20 protein-coding genes are annotated in these 22,303 nt (G+C 67.6%); 12 read left to right on the top strand and 8 right to left on the bottom strand.

All coding sequences use genetic code 11. The annotated features are described in order from the left end of the window. Positions 1 to 228 precede the first annotated feature (228 nt). The 3 genes from JSE7799_RS04970 to JSE7799_RS04960 all read left to right on the top strand — a co-directional run bounded on the left by JSE7799_RS04970 (position 229) and on the right by JSE7799_RS04960 (position 2,961). Positions 229 to 1,164 carry an aldo/keto reductase gene (locus tag JSE7799_RS04970; RefSeq protein WP_055662632.1) on the top strand — a complete coding sequence of 312 codons (936 nt, stop codon included), beginning with the start codon at positions 229 to 231 and terminating at the stop codon, positions 1,162 to 1,164. 82 nt (positions 1,165 to 1,246) lie between these two features. Then, a complete protein-coding gene (locus tag JSE7799_RS04965) occupies positions 1,247 to 2,311 on the top strand; it encodes an NAD(P)/FAD-dependent oxidoreductase (protein WP_055662631.1) in 1,065 nt (354 codons plus the stop codon). Then, positions 2,308 to 2,961 carry a DUF938 domain-containing protein gene (locus JSE7799_RS04960; RefSeq protein ID WP_055662630.1) on the top strand — a complete coding sequence of 218 codons (654 nt, stop codon included), beginning with the start codon at positions 2,308 to 2,310 and terminating at the stop codon, positions 2,959 to 2,961. Before JSE7799_RS04965 ends, JSE7799_RS04960 begins: the two co-directional genes overlap by 4 nt. A gap of 3 nt (positions 2,962 to 2,964) precedes the next feature. Here the strand turns inward: JSE7799_RS04960 and hisG are convergent, their stop codons facing one another. The 3 genes from hisG to hisS are packed head-to-tail and all read right to left on the bottom strand — an operon-like array spanning position 2,965 to position 6,226. Beyond that, complete coding sequence (gene hisG, locus JSE7799_RS04955) at positions 2,965 to 3,657, bottom strand: ATP phosphoribosyltransferase (protein ID WP_055662629.1); 693 nt, start codon at positions 3,655 to 3,657, stop codon at positions 2,965 to 2,967. Then, positions 3,654 to 4,745, bottom strand: coding sequence for an ATP phosphoribosyltransferase regulatory subunit (locus tag JSE7799_RS04950; protein WP_055662628.1), 1,092 nt, complete (start codon positions 4,743 to 4,745; stop codon positions 3,654 to 3,656). Before JSE7799_RS04950 ends, hisG begins: the two co-directional genes overlap by 4 nt. Then, positions 4,742 to 6,226 carry a histidine--tRNA ligase gene (hisS, locus tag JSE7799_RS04945; RefSeq protein WP_055662627.1) on the bottom strand — a complete coding sequence of 495 codons (1,485 nt, stop codon included), beginning with the start codon at positions 6,224 to 6,226 and terminating at the stop codon, positions 4,742 to 4,744. The genes JSE7799_RS04950 and hisS overlap by 4 nt, the downstream gene beginning before the upstream one ends. A 111-nt stretch (positions 6,227 to 6,337) precedes the next feature. Between hisS and JSE7799_RS04940 the strand changes: the two genes are divergently transcribed. Beyond that, on the top strand, positions 6,338 to 6,529 hold the full coding sequence (locus tag JSE7799_RS04940) for a SlyX family protein (RefSeq protein WP_055662626.1): 192 nt from the start codon (positions 6,338 to 6,340) through the stop codon (positions 6,527 to 6,529). An 87-nt stretch (positions 6,530 to 6,616) separates the two neighbouring features. Here JSE7799_RS04940 and JSE7799_RS04935 read toward each other — a convergent pair whose 3' ends face one another. Both JSE7799_RS04935 and nth read right to left on the bottom strand, forming a co-directional pair. Next, positions 6,617 to 7,603: an adenosine kinase gene (locus JSE7799_RS04935; protein ID WP_055662625.1), complete on the bottom strand. Its 987-nt coding sequence runs from the start codon at positions 7,601 to 7,603 to the stop codon at positions 6,617 to 6,619. A gap of 83 nt (positions 7,604 to 7,686) precedes the next feature. Beyond that, positions 7,687 to 8,340, bottom strand: a complete 654-nt coding sequence (gene nth, locus JSE7799_RS04930) for an endonuclease III (protein ID WP_055662624.1) — start codon at positions 8,338 to 8,340, stop codon at positions 7,687 to 7,689. A gap of 112 nt (positions 8,341 to 8,452) precedes the next feature. Between nth and JSE7799_RS04925 the strand changes: the two genes are divergently transcribed. Both JSE7799_RS04925 and JSE7799_RS04920 read left to right on the top strand, forming a co-directional pair. Further along, positions 8,453 to 9,310, top strand: coding sequence for a methylated-DNA--[protein]-cysteine S-methyltransferase (locus JSE7799_RS04925; RefSeq protein WP_055662623.1), 858 nt, complete (start codon positions 8,453 to 8,455; stop codon positions 9,308 to 9,310). Positions 9,311 to 9,498: 188 nt separating this feature from the next. After that, positions 9,499 to 10,146 (top strand): YiaD family glycine zipper/OmpA-like lipoprotein, encoded by a 648-nt coding sequence (locus JSE7799_RS04920; protein WP_055662622.1) that lies wholly within the window; start codon positions 9,499 to 9,501, stop codon positions 10,144 to 10,146. A 375-nt stretch (positions 10,147 to 10,521) separates the two neighbouring features. Here JSE7799_RS04920 and JSE7799_RS04915 read toward each other — a convergent pair whose 3' ends face one another. Next, positions 10,522 to 11,421: a helix-turn-helix domain-containing protein gene (locus JSE7799_RS04915; protein WP_186201842.1), complete on the bottom strand. Its 900-nt coding sequence runs from the start codon at positions 11,419 to 11,421 to the stop codon at positions 10,522 to 10,524. Positions 11,422 to 11,619: 198 nt separating this feature from the next. On the opposite strand from JSE7799_RS04915, the gene pobA reads away from it, so the two are divergent. The 5 genes from pobA to JSE7799_RS04890 all read left to right on the top strand — a co-directional run bounded on the left by pobA (position 11,620) and on the right by JSE7799_RS04890 (position 15,769). Next, entirely contained in the window at positions 11,620 to 12,807 is a 1,188-nt protein-coding gene (pobA, locus tag JSE7799_RS04910) for a 4-hydroxybenzoate 3-monooxygenase (protein WP_275934884.1), read from the top strand. A gap of 1 nt (position 12,808) precedes the next feature. Further along, complete coding sequence (gene pcaH, locus JSE7799_RS04905; protein WP_055662620.1) at positions 12,809 to 13,534, top strand: protocatechuate 3,4-dioxygenase subunit beta; 726 nt, start codon at positions 12,809 to 12,811, stop codon at positions 13,532 to 13,534. Between the two features lie 6 nt (positions 13,535 to 13,540). Next, on the top strand, positions 13,541 to 14,092 hold the full coding sequence (pcaG, locus tag JSE7799_RS04900; protein WP_245624803.1) for a protocatechuate 3,4-dioxygenase subunit alpha: 552 nt from the start codon (positions 13,541 to 13,543) through the stop codon (positions 14,090 to 14,092). After that, positions 14,085 to 14,918 (top strand): 3-oxoadipate:acetyl-CoA acetyltransferase, encoded by an 834-nt coding sequence (locus JSE7799_RS04895; RefSeq protein WP_055662618.1) that lies wholly within the window; start codon positions 14,085 to 14,087, stop codon positions 14,916 to 14,918. The genes pcaG and JSE7799_RS04895 overlap by 8 nt, the downstream gene beginning before the upstream one ends. 83 nt (positions 14,919 to 15,001) lie before the next feature. Continuing rightward, positions 15,002 to 15,769, top strand: a complete 768-nt coding sequence (locus tag JSE7799_RS04890) for a FadR/GntR family transcriptional regulator (protein ID WP_055662617.1) — start codon at positions 15,002 to 15,004, stop codon at positions 15,767 to 15,769. Here JSE7799_RS04890 and JSE7799_RS04885 read toward each other — a convergent pair. Together JSE7799_RS04885 and JSE7799_RS04880 are read right to left on the bottom strand one after the other, a co-directional pair. Next, positions 15,766 to 18,012: a putative PEP-binding protein gene (locus JSE7799_RS04885; RefSeq protein ID WP_055662616.1), complete on the bottom strand. Its 2,247-nt coding sequence runs from the start codon at positions 18,010 to 18,012 to the stop codon at positions 15,766 to 15,768. The genes JSE7799_RS04890 and JSE7799_RS04885 overlap by 4 nt on opposite strands. Before the next feature lie 278 nt (positions 18,013 to 18,290). Then, positions 18,291 to 19,535 (bottom strand): aspartate kinase, encoded by a 1,245-nt coding sequence (locus tag JSE7799_RS04880; protein ID WP_055662615.1) that lies wholly within the window; start codon positions 19,533 to 19,535, stop codon positions 18,291 to 18,293. A 363-nt stretch (positions 19,536 to 19,898) separates the two neighbouring features. Between JSE7799_RS04880 and JSE7799_RS04875 the strand changes: the two genes are divergently transcribed. Then, complete coding sequence (locus JSE7799_RS04875; protein WP_055662614.1) at positions 19,899 to 22,295, top strand: methyl-accepting chemotaxis protein; 2,397 nt, start codon at positions 19,899 to 19,901, stop codon at positions 22,293 to 22,295. Positions 22,296 to 22,303 lie beyond the last annotated feature (8 nt).

Raw genomic sequence — 22,303 nt, 5'->3', positions numbered from 1 at the left:
CGCACCAGCGTCGCCAGCCAGAAGACGTTGAGCCGTCGCCTCGCAGGCATGACACGCCGGATTCCGTCGGATCGCCTGTGCAGTAGTAATCATGTGGGGCGACTAGGCCGCGGGCTCGCATTCGTTTTCGAACAGGGCTTCATCGGGAGCCTCAAGATCCACGGCCGCTTGGCAGCCGGATGGAAGAGGCCCTGTTATCGGCGGCGCGCATGGTGCAGGATCGTCCCCATGACCCAGATAACCTCTCTCGACGGCGCCGCACTTTCGGCGCTTTGCTTCGGCGCAATGCAGTTCGGCGGCCGGGCCGATGAAGCCGCTTCACGCGCGATGTACGATGCATCGCGGGCGGCGGGGATCAACTTCTTCGATACCGCCCATGTCTATACGGACGGAGCGTCGGAAACGCTGCTCGGCCGGTTTCTGGCGGGCGAGCGCGATGCCGTGATCGTTGCCACCAAGGCGAATTTCGCGGGCGGCGGCGCTTCCGCGAATATCCTGTCGAGCCTCGATGAGAGCCGGTCGCGTATGGGGCTCGACGTGATCGACCTGTTCTACCTGCATCGGTGGGACGACGACACGCCGCTGGAGGAGAGCTTCGAGACGCTGGCCAGCCTTCAGGCGGAGGGCGCCATCCGGCACATTGGCGTCAGCAATTTCGCCGCCTGGCAGGTGATGAAGGCGCAATCGGTGACCGCGTCCTTCGGCACCCGGATCGATGCGCTCCAGCCGATGTACAACCTCGTGAAGCGGCAGGCGGAGGTGGAGATCCTGCCGATGGCGCGGGCCGAAGGCTTGGCCGTTGCGCCCTATTCGCCGCTGGGCGGGGGGCTTCTGTCGGGCAAGTACGGGTCCGGCGAAACGGGGCGGCTGACGGAGGACACGCGTTATGCCCGACGTTACGGGCCCGAATGGATGCACGCCGCCGCGCGCGGCCTGTCCGAAATCGCGGCCGAGGTCAGCCAGCATCCCGCCACGCTCGCCGTGGCCTGGGCCGCCGCGCATCCGGCGGTGACCGCCCCGATCGTGAGCGCGCGGAACGCAGAGCAGCTCGCCCCGTCCCTCGCGGCCATGGGGCTTACGCTCGACCCCGAGCTCTACGCTCGGCTTTCGGCGCTGGCTCCCGCGCCGCCACCCGCGACCGATCGGCTGGAGGAGGTCGGCTGACGGGACGGCAAGTCCGCCTTTCTCGATACGTTTCGCATCCCTTTGCTTGTCTGGCATCGGGTCATCGTGTGAATGTCCGCAAGTGGACACGGATTTTCTGATTATTGGCGGCGGTGTGGCCGGAATTGCAGCGGGTGCGGCACTCTGTGCGCTCGGGCGGGTGACGCTGTGGGAGGCGGAGGAGGCGTTCGGGTACCATGCCTCGGGCCGGTCCGCCGCCTTGTTCGAGGAGAGCTACGGTCTGCAGCCTGTCGTCGCGCTCAACCGGGCGTCGCGCGCCGCGCACGAGGCGGGCGGTTGGCTTTCGCCGCGCGGATTCCTCATCGTCGCGCGCGACAGCGAGGCCGGCGTCTTCGAGGCGGATTTGAAAAAGATGTCCCTGTCGCGGATCGATCCCGCCGAGGCCCGGGCCATGTTGCCGATCCTGTCGGAGGACGTGACTCGCGCGGCCTATCACGAGGGCGCGCGCGACATCGATACCGATGCGCTTCTCCAGGCTGGGCTTCGCGCGATCCGCAGCGCCGGTGCGACCGAGACGGGCCGCCGCCTCACTGCGCTGGAGCGGGTCACGGGCGGCTGGCGCGCGCAAGCGGGTGACGCGGAAATCACGGCGCGGGCGGTGATCATCGCGGCAGGCCCGTGGGCGGATGGGGTGGCCGCGTTGGCTGGTGCCGCGCCGCTCGGTCTGACGCCCCTGCGCCGGTCGATGGCCCGTATCGCCGCTCCGGGCGGGCATGATGTGCGGTCTTGGCCCATGGTGATGGGCGCGGGCGAAGGATGGTATGCCAAGCCCGATGCCGGAGCCCTCATCGTCTCCCCGGCGGAGGAGGCGCCCTCATTGCCAATGGATGCCTTCGCCGACGACATGACGCTGGCCGAGGGGCTTGACCGCTATCAGGCCCATGTGACCGAGCCGGTCACGCGACCGCTTTCCACCTGGGCGGGGCTGCGGACCTTCACGCCAGACCGCTGCCTCGCCATCGGCCGGGCCGACCTGCCCGACCTGTGGTGGTTCGCGGGCCAAGGGGGCTATGGGTTCCAGACGGCCCCGGCGGCCGCCGGTCTGCTGGCCGATCTCGTGGCGGGCCGGACGCCGGAGCTTGATGCGGCAATGGTCAAGGCGCTGGACCCGGGCCGCTTTGCATGATCCGCCGTATCGTTACGCCGGACATGGCCACGCCGCCGGATGCGGAGGGCCGTCTTCACGCGCCGGCTGCGGCGCGCAACACGCAGCCGATCCTGGATGCGCTTCTGCCGCGATTGCCGCGCGCCGGCGATGTCCTCGAACTGGCGTCGGGAAGCGGACAGCACGTGGCGGCGCTGGCCGCTCACCGGCCCGACCTGCGGTTCCATCCGACCGATCCCGACCCGGTTCGGCGGGTATCGATCGACCTGCATTGCCGGGGTTTGCCGAATGTATCCGACGCCGGCGACATCAATGCCTGCACCCGCGGCTGGGCGGTAGCGGGGGCGTCGGACATGGTTCTGGCCGTGAACCTGCTGCACCTCATTTCGGATGCGGAGCTTTCGGTCCTCCTCGACGAGGCGTCGCGTGCGCTGGCGCCCGGGGGGATTCTCGCGATCTACGGCCCGTTCCTGCGTGATGGCATCCCGGCGGGCGAGGCGGATCGCACTTTCGACGCGAGCCTGCGGGCTCAGGATCCGGCGATCGGCTACAAGGATGCCGATGCCGTGGAGACGGTCATGATGGTGCTCAATCTTGCAGTCGAACGGGTCGAGATGCCGGCCAACAACCTGATGATCTTCGGCCGCGTCCCGCGCATCAGCGGGCTCTGACGATCAGGGCGCCGCGGTCAGGTGGGGCGCGATGCGATCGAACTCCGCCCGGTCCTCCGCCGTCCAATCCGCGCGCAGGGACCGGAACAGGGTTGCCTGGCTCGAATGGATCAGACCGTCCGACAGGATCTTCAGGTGGTTGGCGCGCAGCGTCTCGCCGGTGGAGGTGATGTCGGCGATCATCTCCGCCGTCTCGTTGAGCACAGTGCCCTCGGTCGCGCCCTGACTGTCCACGAGGCGGTAATCGGCCACCCCGTTGGCGCGCAGGAATTCCCGCACAAGGCGGTGGTATTTCGTCGCGATCCGCAGACGGTGGCCGTGGATGGCGCGAAACTGCGCGGCGGCGGCGTCGAGGTCGTCGAGGTCGTCCACGTCGATCCACGCCTTGGGAACGGCGAGGATCAGGTCCGCTTGGCCAAAGCCCATCGGTGCCACGGTCTCGACCTGCATGTCCCAGCGGACCAGCTTTTCGCGCACGAGATCGCTGCCGGTGACGCCGAGATGAATCCGTCCCGCCGACAATTCGCGCGGGATCTCTCCGGCCGACAGCAGCACGAGCGCGATATCGGCGCCTTCGACCCGGCCCGCATATTCGCGGTCCGACCCCGTGCGCGACAGGGTCAGGCCACGGACGCCGAACCAGTCGAAGGTCCGCTCCATCAACCGGCCCTTGGAGGGAACGCCGAGGCGGATCATCCGGGTTCTCCCAGCAGTCCGGGCCGGATGACGCCACCCACGGCCGGCACGGCGCGGCCCCCGCCAAGCGCCGCCGTCAGCGCATCGTAGCGCCCGCCGGTTGCCAGGGCAGGCAAGTCCGGGCGTCCGGGCGCGGACAGCGTAAAGACGAAGCCGTCGTAATATTCCATCGCGGTGCGTCCATGGGCGGGTGCGAAGGGCAGGGTGGCGGGATCATGCCCGCGCCGCGACAGCGCCTCGGCTCGCGCCTCCAGCCGGTCGGCCGCGGGACCGAGAGCGGGCAGGTCGGCAGCGAGGTCGCGGATCGGGGCGAGCGCATCGGCCAACATGGTGTCGAGAGACAGGAGCGTATCGATCACCTCCGCCTCGGCCGCGGAGATGGGCGGCACCTCGCGATCCTCCCGCAGGGCGGTCAGGCGCGCCGCGATCTCGCCCTCGCCGCGCAGACCGACCAACGGACCGGCCCCGGCGATCAGGGTCTCCGCCGCCGCATCGTCGAGTTGCGCGATCAGGGCGGCGCGCTCCGCACGGACCTCCGCACGGCCCGCGAAGCGCTCCATCAGGCGCCGGAACCGGACGGGGCGCCAGATATGACGGCGCAGCGCGGTGCGGCGGCGCTCCGACGTGGTCAGCCCCTCGACAGCCGCGATGAGCAGGCCGAGATCGCCGGTCGCCGCGACGGGCGACCATTCGGCCAACGCCGCGCGCAGCAGATCGAACACCTCCGCATCCGCCGCCGCCGGATCGCCGCCGTCGAAGATCTCGAACCCGACCTGAAGATATTCGCGCGGGCGGCCCTCGTCGGTTTCCTGCCGCCGGAAGACCTCGCCGGCATAGCAGTAGCGCGCGGGGGCGGCGCCGTTCGCCATATGGGCCTGCACGACGGGGACGGTGAAGTCCGGGCGCAGCATCGCCTCGCCCGCAAGCGGGTCGGTGGTGACGAAGGCGCGGGCGCGGATATCCTCGCCATAGAGGTCGAGCAGCGTGCCCGCCGGTTGCAGGATCGCCGTCTCGACCGGCTGCGCGCCGGCCGCCTCGAACCGCCCGAGCAGTTCGGCGGCGCGGCGTCGGTCGGCGGTTTCGATCATTTCAGAAGGTTCTGAAGGAAGGGAACGAGTTCGTCTCGCGGCACTTCCGTCTGCGACGGGTTCTCTTTCCATTCCTCCAGGCTGGCCTCCTGGGCGATCTTCGCGCCGAGGATCAGGTCCTTGACCTGTACCACGCCGCGCGCCGCCTCGTCGGTGCCCTGGATGATCGCGGCGGGGCTGCCGCGCTTGTCGGCGTATTTGAGTTGATTGCCGAAGTTCTTGGGGTTGCCCAAATAGACCTCCGCCCGGATTCCTGCCTGGCGAAGCGTGGCGCAGATGGATTGGTAATCGGCCATCCGGTCGCGGTCCATCACGGTGACGATGACGGGGCCGTACGGGGTGCGGTCGATCCGCCCCTTGGCGGCCAGCGCGGCAAGCAGACGGTCCACGCCGATCGACACGCCGGTGGCGGGCACCTGCTGTCCGGTGAAGCGCGTGACCAGATCGTCGTAGCGTCCACCGCCGGCGACGGAGCCGAACTGGCGCGGGCGTCCCTTCTCGTCGGCGATCTCGAAGGTCAGTTCGGCCTCGAAGACCGGGCCGGTATAGTAGCCAAGGCCACGGACGACGGATGGGTCGATGATGATGCGGTCGGGGCCGTAGCCTTGTTCACGCAGCAAATCGTGAATTTCCTTTAGCTCCTCAACTCCTCGCTTTCCTGTTTCAGACTTCTCTGCAAAGAAATCGAGGGCAGCGAAGTTGTCCGCATGATTTGTATCGCCGAAGAGGACCATTATCCTCTCGCGTTGCTCAAAAGAAAGATTGGCCCCGGGCGTGTAGTCGCCGCTTTCGTCAAGCCGCCCTTCGCGGAGAATTGCAAGGACACCGTCACGACCCAAGCGATCGAACTTGTCGATAGCTCGCATGACTATCCCGCGGCGTTCTGCGTCTTTTTCAGGCTCTTTTGGATTCCAAAGTCCAGCGGCTTCCAAGACTCCATTCAGAACCTTTCGGTTATTCACCCGAACCTTATATTCGCCGCGCGCGATGCCCACCCGCTCAAGCGTATCGCATAGCATCGCGCACATTTCGGCATCCGCCGCGACGCTGGCGGTTCCGACCGTATCCGCGTCGCATTGGTAGAACTGCCGGAAGCGCCCCGGCCCCGGCTTTTCGTTGCGCCACACGGGGCCCATGGCGTAGCGGCGGTAGGGGGTGGGCAGGTCGTTGCGGTGCTGGGCGTAGACGCGGGCGAGCGGTGCCGTCAGGTCGTAGCGCAGCGCCAGCCAGTCGCCGTCCTCGTCGCCCTCCTGCCACGCGAAGACCCCCTCGTTCGGGCGGTCGACATCGGGGAGGAACTTGCCGAGGGATTCGACCGTCTCGACGGCGGAGCTTTCCAGCGGCTCGAATCCATAGAGCGCATAGACCTCGGCGATCGCGTCGAGCATGGCCTTGCGCGCGGTCATTTCGGCGCCGAAATAGTCGCGGAAGCCCTTCGGCGTCTGCGCCTTGGGGCGGCGGGGCTTGTCTTTCTTTGCCATGCGCGGGTCCTTTTCGTCGCCCGCGTCCTTAGTGCCCGCGCCCCGGGCGCACAAGCCACGTGTCCCGCCGGGCGTCCGCGCGCCGGGCGCAAAACCAGTCAGGAGACCCTCATGGAACATCTCGAAGAACGCATCGCTCACCTGACCCGGACGATCGAGGACCTGTCGGACGTGGTCGTGCGGCAGGCCGACCAGATCGCCGTCTTGGAGCGCCGGGTCCGCCTTCTGATGGAGCGGGCGGCGGAGGCGGAATCCTCCGGCGGCACGGTTCCGCTCGCCGATCAGCGCCCGCCGCATTGGTGAGGAGGCCCTCCACGCGTGTCCGCCGTGGAGGTTCAGGGTGGTTGCGGAATCTCGCGTGCCGGGGCCGGTCCACGCCGTCGGGGGGCGTCAGGCAAGACCTTCGGCCTTGAACAACGCGGTCAGGTCCACGACGGGGCGGGGGCCGACATGGCCGATCACCTCGCGGGCGCAGACGACGCCCATGCGCGCCGAAACCTCCAGATCGTGCCCGCGGGCCAGCCCGAAGAGGAAGCCGGCGGCGAACTGATCGCCCGCGCCGGTCGCATCGACCACCTGCGCGCGCGTGACCGGCGCAACCACACGGGTTTCGCCGGACCGGACCCAGACATCGTCGCCCGAGCGGGTGCAGACCACGGTTTCGCAGACCTCTGCGGCCATGCCCATTGCGCGGTCGAGATTGTCCGTCTTGTAGAGCGTCATCCACTCGACGGCATTGCCGATGGCGATGTCCATGTCCTCGGCGATCAGGCGCTGGAAATCGTCGCGGTGGCGTTCGGCACAGAAGGGGTCGGAGATCGTGATGGCGGATCGCCCGCCGGCGGCCTTCATCCGGGCGGCGGCCTCCGCGAAGGCGGTCTTTCCCTCGTCCTTGTCGAAGAGATAGCCTTCGAGGAACAGGATCCCGCCGCCGCCGAACACGTCCGGCACGTCGGCATGTCCCAGATCCGCACCCGCGCCGAGATACGTGTTCATCGACCGCTCGCCGTCGGGAGAGACGAAGATCATCGAGCGGGAGGTCGGCAGGTCGGCGGGGCGCGGCGGGTTCGGGAAGGCCGTGCCGGAGGCGGCCATCGTCTCGGCGTAGAAGCGGCCGAGCGCGTCGTCGTTGACCTTGCCGATGAACGCCGTCGACAGGCCGAGCGCGCCGATCCCCGCCAGCGTGTTCGCGACCGACCCGCCCGGCGTCTCGATCCGGTCGGACATGGCGGAATAGAGCAGTTCGGCGCGTTCGCGCTCCACGAGCTGCATGATGCCCTTCTCGATCCCCATCTGCCCGAGGAACATGTCGGGGGCGTGCGAGATGACGTCGACGATGGCGTTGCCGATGCCGATCACGTCGTAGGTCTGGGTCATGGGGCGGCCTTTGCGTTTGTGGCGGGCGCCGGGGGGTTCACACCGCCGGACCGCCGTGAGGTATTGGGGAAGCAGAGACGGACTCAGACCGTCTTGTCTTCGTAGGGACAGAGATCGGCGATCAGGCAGGCGCCGCATTTCGGGCGACGGGCGATGCAGGTGTAGCGGCCGTGCAGGATCAGCCAGTGATGGGCGTGGCGCTGGTATTCGGCGGGCACGTTGTCCTCGATGGCGCGCTCGACGGCGTCGACGTCGCGTCCGGGTGCGATGCGGGTGCGGTTGCCGACGCGGAAGATGTGCGTGTCGACGGCCTGCGCCGGATGACCCCACCACATGTTGAGCACGACATTCGCGGTCTTGCGCCCCACACCCGGTAGCGCCTGAAGCGCGGCGCGCGACGAGGGGACCTCGCCGCCATGCTCCTCGACGAGGATGCGGCTGAGCGCGATGACGTTCTTGGCCTTGTTGCGGTAAAGGCCGATGGTCCTGATGTGCTCCGTCAGCCCTTCCAGCCCGAGATCGAGCATTTTCTGCGGCGTGTCCGCGACGGCGAAAAGACCGCGTGTGGCCTTGTTGACGCCGGCATCGGTGGCCTGTGCCGAAAGCGCGACGGCCACGACGAGCGTGTAGGCATTGACGTGTTCCAGCTCGCCCTTCGGCTCGGGTTCGGCGGCCTGGAAGCGGGCGAAGATTTCGCGCTGCGTGTTGTAGGGCAGGGGTGGAGGGAGCTTGGCCATGAGGCACCTTTTGGCGCGTGGCGACATGGGGGGCAAGACGCCGATCCCGCAGCTTCCGGGTCGCGCGGGGCGTGGGGCGCAGATAGGGTCGGCCCGGAAAGGAATTGCGCAGATGTCCGTCGAACCTCCCGTGGCCGAGACCGAAAGCCGCTATCATTACGCGCTGATGCGCCGCGCCATCGCGGCGATCGATGCGCGGGCCGACGCGCCGCCCTCGCTCGAGGCGCTGGCGGCCGAGATGAACCTCAGCCCCGCCCATTTCCAGCGGGTCTTTTCGGCCTGGGCCGGGGTCAGCCCGAAACGGTTCGCGCAATACCTGACGCTCGGCCATGCCAAGGTGCTGCTGGCGGAGCGGTTCTCGACGCTGGAGACGGCCATGGAGACCGGTCTGTCGGGGACCGGACGGCTTCACGATCTGTTCATCCGGTGGGAGGCAATGTCGCCGGGCGATTATGCCAAAAACGGCGCCGGTCTGACGATCCGGCATGGCTGGTTCGACGGGCCGTTCGGCGAGATGCTGGTCATGGGGACGGACCGCGGGATCTGCGGGTTGGCCTTCGCGGCCGAGACGGGGCGGGCGGCGGCGCTCGAGGACATGGCCGCGCGCTGGCCCGAGGCGACCCACCACGAGGACCGCGCCGCCATCGCGCCCTTCGTCGAGGCGCTGGGCCGGCTGGAGGGTGAGGCCCGCCTGCACCTGATCGGTGCGCCGTTCCAGATCAAGGTGTGGGAGGCGTTGATGCGCATCCCCTCCGGTCACGTGACGACCTATGGCGAAATCGCCTCGGCCATCGCCAATCCCAAGGCCGTCCGCGCCGTGGGCACGGCCGTCGGCCGCAATCCAGTGAGTTGGCTGATCCCCTGTCATCGCGCCTTGCGCAAGTCGGGGGGGCTTGGGGGCTACCATTGGGGTTTGCCGGTCAAGCGCGCGCTTCTGGCTTGGGAGAGCGGGCGAACCGCAGTGGAGTGAATTAAGCTTTTCACGCGACTGCTATTGCCTATCGCCGCCCGTGCGCTTCATCTGCGGCGGAGCCCCGCGCAAGGGCCAGGCCGGATGCGCGAGGGGTGGAACGGGTGGACCGGGCGTGATCTCTCTGCGCTCGCAAATCCGCCAGACCGCGCGCCCATGGCGCAACCAACACCGGGAAGACACGAGACATGACCATCAGGACCCCCCTCATCGCCGGCCTTGCCGCCGCCACCATCCTCGCCGGCTGCGTCCAGTCGCCGCCGGGCGAACCGAACCGCACGCGTAACGGTGCGCTGATCGGCGCGGGCGTCGGCGCGGCCGCCGGTGCCATTCTGGGCGAAGGCAGCCGGAGGGACGAAATCGCCGCCGGCGCCGCGATCGGCGGACTCGTCGGTGCGGGCATCGGCCAGCGGCTCGACCGTCAGGCCGCCGACCTTCGCGCGCAGCTGGGCGACGACCGCATTAGCATCAACAACACCGGTTCGCAGCTTATCGTGACGATGCCGCAGGACATCCTGTTCGGCACCGACAGCGCCAACCTGCGGCCCGACCTGCAGGGCGACATCCGCGCGCTGGCCCGCAACCTGCAGCAATATCCCAACACCACCGTGCAGGTCATCGGTCATACCGACAGCGACGGCTCCGCGGCCTATAACCAGGATCTGTCCGAGCGCCGCGCCCGTGCTGTGGCCGGAGTGCTGCTCGAGCAGGGCGTCTCCTCGGGCCGCGTGGTGCCGATCGGCCGCGGAGAGAGCCAGCCGATCGCGTCGAACCAGACCGCGGCGGGCAAGCAGCTCAACCGCCGTGTCGAGATCGTGATCACGCCGACCACCTGATTGCGACTTCGCTTGTGGAGGAGGCCCCGCCACTTGGCCGGGGCCTCACCTGAGCAGTCGCAGGTGAGAAATTGGAAGCGGCCGTTCGCCTGTGGGGGCGTGCGGCCGTTTTCAATTCCGGCGCGTTCTTTTGTGGTCCCTGCATGGAAGGGGCCCTGTAGTCTCCGGCGTGGCACTTGTGCGGAACCTTTGGCGGTCGCGCCGCCGGGATGCCGACATAAATCGGAGGACCATTCCCATCGCCCATATCATGGTCTTGCGCATGTCGGGGGCGATGCCGCTGATCTGGACGAGGCGGACGTTGGACTGGCTGGCGTTACAATCCCTTCAAATCCTTCTCGCCTTTCGCCACACCTCCCGCACCGTCGCCCGCTGTCAGCCGCGCGCTTCATCCCGCCAGCGACCGGGTGAGCGCCCGATTTCCCGTGTGAAGGCGCGGACGAAGTAGGCGGCGTCCTTGTAGCCGCAGCGGAGCCCGATGGCCGCGACGCCGTGCTGGGTGAAGCGCAGCAGGCGCTTCGCTTCCAGCATGCGCCGCTGTGTGATCAGCCGGGCCGGCGAGATCCCCAGATGGTGGCGGCACAGGCGCGTCAGATGTGTGGGCGAAATGTCCAGAAGCGCCGCATAATCACCGACGCTCAAATCCTGCGCGAACGCCTCCTCGACGCGGGTGCAGAACTCCGAGGCGCGATGCTCGTCCCGCGTCCGGTCCCCTGCTGCCGCGTCCGGTCCGGCAATTCCGACCGCCGGCTGGTCGACGCCGAAATAGAGGATCGCGGCTTCGGCGAGGCTGCGCAGAAGGGCCGCGCGACCGGGCCCGTAGTCCCGAAAGAGCCGCGCGATCTGTGCGACCATCTGGGCGAGGCCATCGAAGGCGGGCGATCCGCCCGGATGGAGAAACGGGCTGCCGCCTGCGACCATGTCCCGAATTTCCGGCCGCAACGCCGACAAGGGCAGGCTGACGACATCGCCCGCGACGCCCTCGTCGAAGCGGAAGGCGTGGGGCAGACCGGCAGGCACCAGCAGGGCAACAGCGCCGGTCGTCCGGTGCTCCAGCTCGCCTGCGCGGAAGGTCACGCCAGCGCTGTGAAAGACGAAAATCTGGGCGAGGTTCTCGTGCCGGTGGGCCTGGATCGTCCAGCCGTGACGACGGCTGCGGTCGCGGATCGCCTCGTGATGGACGGGATCGCCGGAAATGCCCGACAGCAATTCTCCGTAGAGCTCATAAGTCGGCACCGACCGTGCCGCGGCGTATCCGGGTTTTCGGTCCGTCATGGTCGGATAGTGCAATGATCGATGCCGGCTGTCCATTGCGCGCCGGCGCGACGGGAGACAGATTGTGGCCGAACGCGCCGGGAAGAGGCCCGTGTCGGCCGAACTCAGGATCGCCGAGATGACCTTTGCCGCCTTTGCGGGCGAATGCCCGGCCATGCCCCCGCGCCGCTTTGCACATTTTCCGAGCCGGAGACGCCCGTGACCCGCACCCTGACCACCGAAATCTGCATCATCGGGGCAGGGCCTGCCGGTCTGCTCCTATCGCAGATGCTTGCCCAGGAGGGCATCTCCTCCATCGTCGTCGACCGCCAGACCCGCACCCATATCGAGGCGCGTATCCGGGCCGGCGTGCTGGAGCAGGGAACCGTCGACGCGCTGGTCGAGGCCGGGGCGGGCGCGCGCATGATGGCGGAGGGGCTGCCCCATTCCGGCTTCGATCTCGCCTTCGACGGCGATCGCCACCGAATCGATCTTGCCGGGCTGACGGGGAAGACGGTGATGGTCTACGGCCAGACCGAGGTCACCAAGGATCTTTTCGCGCAGCGTGTCGCGGACGGGCAGACCTTCCTGTTCGGGGTGGACGACGTGGTCCCGACCGACCTGAAGGAGCGCCGCCCGGTCGTTCATCTGCGCCACGAGGGGCGGTCCGTGCGGATCGAGTGCGACTACATCGCCGGCTGCGACGGGTTTCGCGGCGTCTCCCGCAAGGCCATTCCCGCGGACGTGCTGCGGACGTTCGAGCGGGTCTATCCCTTCGGCTGGCTCGGTGTGCTGACCGAACGACCGCCGGTCAGCCACGAGCTGATCTATGCCAATCACGAACGCGGCTTCGCACTCTGTTCGATGCGATCCGCGACGCGGTCGCGCTACTACATACAATGCGACCTGTCGGACGATGTGGATGACTGGTCCGACGACCGCTTCTGGAAGGAGTTGTGCCGCCGGATCGGTCCCGAAACCGCTGCGGAGCTGCAGACCGGCCCGTCCTTCGAGAAATCCATCGCGCCCCTGCGCTCCTTCGTGGCCGAGCCGATGCGCTACGGGAACCTTTTCCTCGTGGGGGACGCCGCCCACATCGTGCCGCCGACGGGTGCCAAGGGATTGAACCTCGCCGTTGGCGATGTGCGCGTGCTGGCGCGCGGGCTTGTCCGGCGCTATCGCTCGGGGGAGACGGACCTGATCGACCGTTACTCCGAGATCGCCCTCGCGCGGGTCTGGAAGGCGGAGCGGTTTTCGTGGCAACTTTCGATGCTCATGCACCAGTTTCCCGAACATTCGCCCTTCGAGAAGAAGATGCAGCGCGCGGAATTCGAGTATATCCGGCAATCCGAGGCTGCTTCGCGCAGCATGGCGGAGAATTACGTCGGCCTGCCGCTGGAGATGTGATGTGACCCTTCCCGAAATCGCCCCCCGCGACCGTGACTGGCACCCCCCGGCGCTGGCCCCGGCCTATCGCTCCTCGGTTCTGCGCGCACCGCGGCATGCACCGTTGCGTTTCGACCATACAGCGAGCGAGCTGACGGGGCCGGTTTTCGGGCAGGACGGCATCGGGCCGGACGATGCCGATCTCCTGATCAATTACGCCCGCCCCGGTGAGACGGCGCAGGGCGCGCGCATTGTGGTCCACGGACGCCTTCTGGATGAAGGGGGGCGCCCGGTGCCGGGCAAGCTCATCGAGATCTGGCAGGCCAATGCGGGCGGCCGCTACCGCCACAAGAAGGACGGCTATCTTGCCCCGCTCGACCCGAATTTCGGCGGCTGCGGGCGTTGCGTGACCGGACCGGACGGGGCCTATGCCTTCCGGACGGTCGCGCCGGGCCCCTATCCCTGGCCCAATGGCGGGAACGATTGGCGGCCGGCGCATATCCACTTCTCGGTCTTCGGCGACGGCTTCGCGCAGCGCCTGATCACGCAGATGTATTTCGAGGGCGATCCGCACATTCCGCTCTGTCCGATCGTGCAGTCGATCCCGCGCGCGGATGCCGTGGACCGGCTGGTCGCGCGGCTGGACATGGAAGCGACGGTGCCGATGGATATCCGCGCCTACCGCTTCGACATCGTCCTGCGCGGGCGGGACGCGACGATCTTCGAGAACCGGATGGAGGGGACCTGAATGGTGTTGAAGGAATCTGCGTCGCAAACGGCCGGGCCTTACGTTCACATCGGCTGCGTGCCGTCCTTCGCGGGGCTGGAGGACATGTATGGCGGCGTCGATCCCGGCTCCGTCATGGTGACGGGAGAGCCGGCGGGGCGGCGCATCGCCTTTACCGGCGCGGTGTTCGACGGCGAGGGCGCCCCGTTATGCGACGCGCTGATCGAGGTCTGGCAGGCGGACGGGCAGGGAAATCATGGCCCCTCGAACGGCTTCACCGGCTGGGGGCGGCAACCGTCCGACGGTGGGACGGGGGCATTCCGCTTCGACACGATCAAGCCGGGCGCGGTCGACGGACAGGCGCCGCATCTGTCGCTCTGGATCGTCGCGCGGGGCATCAATCTCGGCCTGCATACCCGCGCCTATTTCGACGACGAGGCGGAGGCGAACGCCGCCGATTCGGTCCTGCGGCTTGCGGGTGAGCGGGCCGGGACGATGATCGCGCGCACCACGCCGGAGGGGTTTCATATGGATATTTACCTGCAGGGCGACAACGAGACGGTGTTTCTCGATGTCTGATCCGGTCATCATCTGCTGTGCCATCACGGGCTCGGTGCCGCGCAAATCCGACAACCCGGCCGTGCCCGTCACCGTGGCCGAACAGATCGAATCCAGCCACGAGGCCTTCGAGGCCGGCGCGTCCATCATCCACGCCCATGTCCGCAATGACGACGAGACGCCGACATCGGATCCCGACCGCTTCGCCGCCCTCAAGGAGGGGCTGGAGCGCCATTGCCCCGGCGTGATCGTGCAGCTTTCGACCGGCGGGCGGTCGGGGGCGGGGCGCGAGCGGGGCGGGATGATCCCGTTGCGGCCGGACATGTGCTCGCTCTCGGTCGGGTCGAACAACTTTCCGACGCGCGTTTACGAGAATCCGCCGGACCTGGTCGATTGGCTCTCCGCCGAGATGGCCGCCCACGGGGTGGTGCCGGAAATCGAGTGTTTCGATCTTTCGCATCTGTTTCAGGCGGCCGCGCTGCATGCGGATGGACGCCTGCCGCAAAGGCCCTATTGCCAGTTCGTGATGGGCGTGCGGAACGCCATGCCGGCTGACCGCGTGGCCTTCGACGCGATGCTCACCACCAAGCGGCACCTCTTCGGGGATGCGCCGTGGTGCGCCGCCGGGATCGGGCGACACCAGCTCGAGCTCAACGAATGGGCCATTGCCGCGGGCGGCCATGCGCGAACCGGGCTGGAGGATAACGTGCGGCTGGATCGCGACACGCTTGCCCCGTCGAACGCCGCACTCGTGCGCCGGACGGTCGAGGTGGCGCAGCGTCACGATCGGCCCGTCGCCACGCCGGAGCAGGCGCGCGCGCTGCTCGGCCTTACCGCGCGCGGCTGACGGATGCGCGGCCGGGTGTCATCGCATCTGGCCCATCCTCCGCCATGGCCTTATCTTCCCGACGATTTCCGCGCGGAGACCCGATGCCGTTCCAGAAGATCACCTCCGAAAGGCTTGCCGCCGCCGTCGTGCGGCAGATCGAGCATCTGATCCTGCAGGGGGTTTTGCGGGCCGGTGACCGGTTGCCGCCGGAGCGGGAATTATCCGAACGGCTGGGCGTCTCCCGTCCCAGCCTGCGCGAGGCGGTGGCGGAGCTTCAGGCGCAGGGGCTGCTAGAGACGCGGGCGGGGGCGGGGATCTTCGTGTCCGACGTTCTGGGCCACGCCGTCTCGCCTGCGCTGACGCGGCTGTTTGCGCGCCACGAGGATGCGCTGCTCGACTACATCTCGTTTCGGCAAGACATGGAGGGGATCGCCGCCGCCCGCGCCGCGCGTCAGGGCTCCGACACGGATCTCGCGCTGATCGCCGCGATCTTTCGGCGGATGGAGGCCGCGCATGAGGGCCCCGACGCCGCCGAAGAGGCCCGGCTCGACGCCGAGTTCCACATGGCCATCGTCGAGGCGAGCCACAACGTCGTCATGCTTCACATGATGCGCTCGATGATCGACCTGCTGCGGGAGGGCGTGTTCTACAATCGTGCTGTGATGTTCCGGCAGCACACGACCCGCGCCGCCCTTCTCGACCAGCATCGGGCGATTAACACCGCGATCCAGATGCGCGACCCCGACGCCGCGCGCGAGGCCGTGGCCGATCACCTCGCCTTCGTCCGCGCGGCATTGCGCGATCAACGAGAGGCGGACGCGCATGAAATTGTCGCGCGCCTGCGGCTGGCGCAGGAAACGGTGCGCTAGCGGCCGCGCAGATATTCCATCACCGCGCCGCGCACCGATTGCTCTCCCGCCTCGCGGGCGGCGTTGATCACGGTACGAACTTCGGACAGGTCGGATTTCAGCAGGATGTTCTTTACCGGCCCGATGCTCGCCGGCCGCATCGACAGGGAGCGCAGGCCCATTGCCGCGAAGCACAAGGCCTCGACGGGGCGGCCGGCATCCTCCCCGCAAAAGGACAGGGGCGTTTTGGTCTCGTCGCAGCGTCCGACAATCTGCTCGATCAGCGACAGATAGCTGACGTTGAGCGTGTCGTAGCGCCGGCGCACGCGCTCGTTCTCGCGGTCGGCGGCGAAGAAGAACTGCTTGAGGTCGTTGCCGCCGATGGAGATGAAGTCCGCCGCCTCGAAGAACGTGCGCGGCGCGAATGCCATCGACGGCGTCTCCAGCATTGCGCCCACCCGGATCGTGGCCGGCAGGACGTGGCCGAGCGACGTCTCGCGGTGAATCTCGCGCGTCAGATGGGCGCGGGCCTCCAGGAATTCCTCGAGCTGCGCGATGAACGGGAACATGATGTCCATCGGCCGGCCATTCGCCGCCCGCAGCAGCGCCTGAAGCTGCATCCGCATCACGCCCGTCTTGTCGAGCCCCACCCGGATCGCCCGCCAGCCAAGCGCCGGGTTCGGCTCCTCGGTCGCCTTCATGTAGGGCAGCACCTTGTCCGATCCGATGTCGAGCGTCCGGAACGTCACGGCCTTGCCGTTGGCGGCGTCGAGCACGCGGGCATAGAGGCTGGCCAGTTCGCCGCGCCGGGGCACCTTGTTTCGGGTAAGAAACTGCAGCTCCGTGCGGAACAGCCCCACGCCTTCCGCCCCCGAGGAGACGAGCGACGGCAGGTCGGCCATCAGTCCCGCATTCATCAACAACGCGATCCGGGCGCCGTCGCGCGTCACGCAGGGCCGTTCGCGGATCGAGGCGTAACGCTGCTGGTCCCGCTCGGCCATGGCGAGCTTCTCGCGGAAGGCGGAGCGCACCATTTCGTCGGGGCGCAGATGCGCGACACCCTGATCGCCATCCACCAGGATCGGATCGCCCGACAGCGCCTCGATCGTCACGCCGCGCGCCTGAAGCACCAGCGGAATGGCCCAGGCCCGCGCGATGATCGCTGCGTGGCTGCCGACGGATCCTTCCTCCAGCACGACGCCCTTGAGCCGCCGCCCGTAATCGAGCAATTCCCCCGGACCGATATTGCGCGCGACCAGAACGGCATTGTCCGGCAGGACGGCCCGGTCGGGACCCTGGCCCGTCAGCATCTGCAACAGCCGGTTCGACAGATCGTCGAGATCGGCCAGACGGTCGCGCAGATAAGGCTCCGCGCCGTTCATGCGCGCGCGGGTGGCCGTCTGCTCCTTTTCCACGGCGGCCTCGGCGGTCAGGCCGGCATTGATGTCGTCCTCCATCCGGCGCAGCCACGAGCGCGAATAGGCGAACATGCGGAACGCCTCGATCACCTCGGTCTGCGCACGGTCGCCCGATGCGGCGGACAGCATCCGGTCCACCGAAATACGCAGCTCGTCCACGGCCCCGTGAAGCCGCAGCATCTCGCCCTCGGGATCGTCGGAGACGGGATTTGTGATGACCACGCGCGGGTCGTGCAGGTGGACGACCCCTTCGGCCGCGCCCTCCTGTCCGGTGACGCCGCGCAGGAGCACCTGCTCCTTGTGGCGGGGGCGCAGGGCCTCGCCCTCACCGGTGAAGGCACCGAGCTCGGTCATCTCGGCGAGGACCATGGCCACGACCTCGAGCGCGTAAACCTCGTCCTCGGTGAATTCGCGCGCGTCCTTCGATTGCACCACCAGCACGCCGAGCCGCTCGCCCAGCCGCTGCACCGGCACGCCGAGGAAGCTGGAGAAGACCTCCTCGCCGGTCTCGGGCATGTAGCGGAAGCCGCGCGTTCCGGGCGCATCGGCGGTGTTGAGCGGCGCGCGGCGGCGCGCGACCCGGCCCACGAGGCCTTCGCCCACGCGCATCCGCGTCACATGCACCGATTCCGCGTTGAGCCCCCGCGTCGCGCAAAGCTCCAGCGTCTCAACGTCGCGGTGCAGGTAGATCGAGCAGACCTCGGTCGACATCGAGGTGGCGACGAGTTCCACGATGCGGTCGAGGCGCTCCTGCCCTTGCGCCTCCTCGGCCATGACGGCCTGAAGCCGCCGCAGGAGCCGTCGGCTGTCACTGTCGTTCGGCGCTGGCACGATCGCGGCCCCCATCCTCGTCCGGCACCCCCATAGCGGAGCCGTGCACGGATGGGGAGAGGCGATGATCCGGGTCAGGCGCGGAGAGTCCGTCTGATGCGCGGCAATCGGCGGCGTGAGGTCGGCCTCGGGTTGCGATCAGCCCGAGCGGGAGCTGATCGTGGCCCCAGCCTCGACAAGAAACAAGTCTGACGGTGGCCATGCGCCGCGTTACCGCCCCGCGGGCGATGCCGGAACAGCGAGGATCAAATCGAGGAGGAGAAACGCCTGGCCCGGTTCGCGTCCCGAAGGGATCAGGCGCGCGCCACCTCGAGTTCGAACGCATCGTGCAGCGCCTGCACGGCCAGCTCCATGTATTTGCGATCGATCAGGACGGAGATCTTGATCTCCGACGTGGTGATTACCTTGATGTTCACCCCCTCGTCGGATAGGGCCTTGAACATCCGCGCGGCCACGCCGGCATGCGACCGCATCCCGATCCCCACGACCGAGACCTTCGAGACACCCTCGTCGGCGATCAGGTCGTGGAAGTTGACCGTCCCGTCGGCCTTGGCCGCCTCCATCGCCACCTGCGCGCGCGACACCTGATCGACCGGCAGCGAGAACGTCATGTCCGTCCGGCCGTCCTCGGCGATGTTCTGTACGATCATGTCGACATTCACGCCCGCCTCGGCCAGAGGCCCGAAGATCGCCGCCGATACGCCCGGCCGGTCGGCCACGCTGACCAGCGTCATCTTCGCCTCGTCGCGGCTGAACGCCACGCCCGCAACCACGTTGCTTTCCACGATGTCCTCCTCGGCACAGACCAGCGTCCCTGCGTTCTCGTCCATTTCCTCGAAACTCGACAGCACGCGCAGCCGAACCCGGTACCGCATGGCAAGCTCCACCGACCGCGTCTGCAGCACCTTGGCCCCCAGAGAGGCAAGTTCCAGCATCTCCTCGAAGGCGATGAGGTCCAGCTTGCGTGCCTTCGACGTGATGCGCGGATCGGTCGTGTAGACGCCGTCCACGTCGGTATAGATGTCGCAACGCTCCGCACCGAAGGCGGCCGCAAAGGCCACGGCGGTCGTGTCCGACCCGCCCCGGCCCAGTGTGGTGATCCGGCCCTCGGGGCTGATTCCCTGGAATCCCGCCACCACGGCCACCTTCATGCCGTCGGCAAATTTTGCATCGAGGTTGGCGGTCGGAATCTCCGCGATCCGGGCGCTCGAATGGGCGGCATTGGTGCGCAACGGCACCTGCCAGCCCTGCCACGAGCGGGCGTCAATCCCGTTCCCCTGAAGCGTCAGCGCCAGAAGCCCCGCCGTAACATTCTCGCCCGAGGAGACCACGGCATCGTATTCGCGCGCGTCATGCAGCGCGCCTCCGGCCTCGCCGACCCAACCCACCAATTCGTTGGTCTTGCCAGACATGGCCGAGACGACGACGATCACGTCGTAGCCTCTGGCGACCTCCACGCCCACGCGCTTGGCCACCCGGCGTATACGGTCGAGATTGGCGACGGAAGTGCCGCCGAATTTCATCACTAGACGCGCCATGTCTCTCCTCCGGGACCGGTGCCGCGATAGCGACGTGCGCAGGGAGGCGCAAGCGGCCCGGATTTGGCAGGGCTATGCGGTGAGGGCGGCGCGGGTCAGGCAGGTCTGGCACGCCCATGGTTTTGCCCAGCAGGAATGCCGATCCGTCTCAGGAACCGACGTAACGGAGCGGGCGCCGCCGTGCCGGCCTTAGCTTGCAGACCTAGCACCTGACGCCGTTTCCGGATGCTCATGGCCGAGATCCATAGGATGTCGTGAAGAGGGCGCCCGGCTTCTGCGGCAACCTGTGAGCAGACGCGTATCAGTAAGAAACCGTTCAGCTTTCGCCGCTACGAGTCGGTCTACCGTCAATACGAGATTCCCATGGCCGTACATTCGATTGCCCACGACATCCGCAAGCTTGTTTTCTTGCCACTCGGCACGCTGGTGATCGTTGCCGCGGCGTTTCTCCTCAAGGCCCACCTGGATGCGCAGGCCGCTGCGGAAATCGCCCGGTGGGAGGAGTTGCATGCCGGCACCGACGCCCTGGAGGCGCAGTTCATGGCGGCCAAGCGGGCCGAAATGAACTTTCTGCTCACCCATGACATGGCCGAGGCCGAGCGGCATGCCGAGGTCCTCAAGCGCCTCACGGCGCAGGTCGACGAGATCGAGTCTCGCATCGCCGGGCTGGAAAGCAGGGCTACCGACAGTCTCGCCGCGTTGCGCGAGCCGCTGCAACGTTACGGTTCGGCCTTCGGCGTGCTGCTGGACCGGAACGAGACACTTGGCCTTGATCGAAGTGGCGGCCTGGAGGGGGAGGTCCGCGAGGCGATCGAAGCGGCCGAGCGCCCGCTGAGCCGAGGCAGCGCGCCGATCCTGCGGCGGCTGACCCTGGAAATGCAGGTTCATCAGAACGACTTCTTCCTGACCGGCAATCCCATCCATCTCGAGCGTCTCAACGCCGTCATCGACGCGTTTCGCGCACGGCCGTCGGCGGAATTTCCTTCCTCCATGCGGCGCGAGGAGGCCCTCTCCGCGCTCGAGAGTTACCAGATCGCCATGTGGCGCTACGCGACGACGTATCGGCAGGAGCGTGCGGCCCGACGCGACGTGGTTTCCTTCCTCGCGGATATCGAACCGCGTCTCGACGATGCCGTCGTCGCGATCGAAGACGAGGTCACCGCCCGCAAGGCCGAAATCGCGGCCACGAACCGGCGTCTGCTTTACGTCTGCATCGGTCTCGTCCTCGCGACATTGGTGGCTGCGCTGCTCTTTTCGGTCCGCGTCGCGCGGCGCCTCCGCGAGCCGTGGCATCAGACTGCGCAGGTGATCTGTTCACTAGCGGAAGGGCGGGCGGATGCCGGTATGGCGAATGTCCGCTATACCGAGGTCACCGATGTGGCGGCTGCCATCGCGCGCTTTCGCGATCGCGTCCTTGCCCGCGAAAAGGAAGCGGCCGACGAGCGCGAGACGGCACGCCGCGCGGCCGAACACGAGGCCGCGGAGTACGAGCGGATCCGGTCTGAGGAAAAGGAGAGGACCGCCGCCGAGAGTCTGGCTCTCCGCGAGGCGCAGCTTGCGAAGGAAAATGCGGTGGTAGAGGAGATCTCTGCCGTTGTCGTCGCCTGTGCCGAGGGTGATTTCGGCCAGCGTCTCGACCCCGAGGGCAAGGAAGGCGCCATCGCGGATATCTGCGGCGGTCTCAACCGCATCGGCGAGGTGACCGAACGCAATCTCAACGAGGTGCGCACTGCGCTTGAGGCACTGGCGGCGGGGCAGCTTGACCATCGCATGACCGGATCCGGCGCCGGGATCTTCGAGGTCATGCGCGAAACCGTGAACGCCACTGCCGAAAGCCTCGCGACAGTCATCGGCCGCATTGACCGCAGCAGCCGCACCATCGACCATTCCGCCGCCGAACTGGCAAGTGCGGCCGCGGATCTGTCCGATCGGACGGAGCGTAACGCCGCCTCCCTCGAAGAGACGGCCGCCGCCACCAGTGCCCTTTCATCCGCCGTGGGAGAGACCGCCGACACGGCCGAACTCGCCAACGGCAATATCTGCGAGATGCGCGAACGCGTTCGGGCCAGCCACGTGGTTCTGGAACGGACGGTTGCGGCGATGCATGGAATCCGCGACGCGTCCGCCGAAATTTCCAAGATCACGCATCTCATCGACGACATCGCATTCCAGACGAACCTGCTGTCGCTTAATGCCGGGGTCGAAGCTGCGCGGGCGGGGGAGGCGGGCAAGGGGTTCGCCGTCGTCGCAACCGAGGTGCGCGATCTCGCCAGACGGTCCGCGGCGGCGGCACGCAACATATCCGACCTCATTGCCGACAGCGCTCGTCAGGTCGACAATGGCGGAAAGCTGGTCGACGATCTCGGGGCGGCGTTGGCCGATATCTCCGAGGGGGTGGACCGGACCGCCGAACGCATGGATGGCATCGCGCTGTCGGCCAAGCAGCAGGCCTGCACCATTTCCGAGATCGATGCCTCGACCGCCGCACTCGGCGACGAGACGCAGGCCAACGCCGTCATCTTCGAAAACACGGCGGCCGCGACCGAGGCGCTTCATGCGCAAGCCGCCGCACTTGCCGCGATCGTTTCCGCCTTTGAAGGCATTCCTGTTCTCTCCGACGAGGTCGCGGCAGAGGGGCGGCGCGGCGTGTATTCAGGTATGGCGACGAAAGAAGACGAAGCCCGTTTCGCTCGGGATGCGGCGGAAATATCGGAGCGTGCGGACTGGCCAGGTTCGGCAAAGAATGTGTTTGCAGTCTGAGCGTTCTG

This window comes from Jannaschia seosinensis, from assembly GCF_001408515.1.
Classification (GTDB): Bacteria; Pseudomonadota; Alphaproteobacteria; order Rhodobacterales; family Rhodobacteraceae; genus Jannaschia; species Jannaschia seosinensis.
Note: the sequence above shows the minus strand (reverse complement) of the source record. Positions and strands in the feature narration are given on the sequence as shown.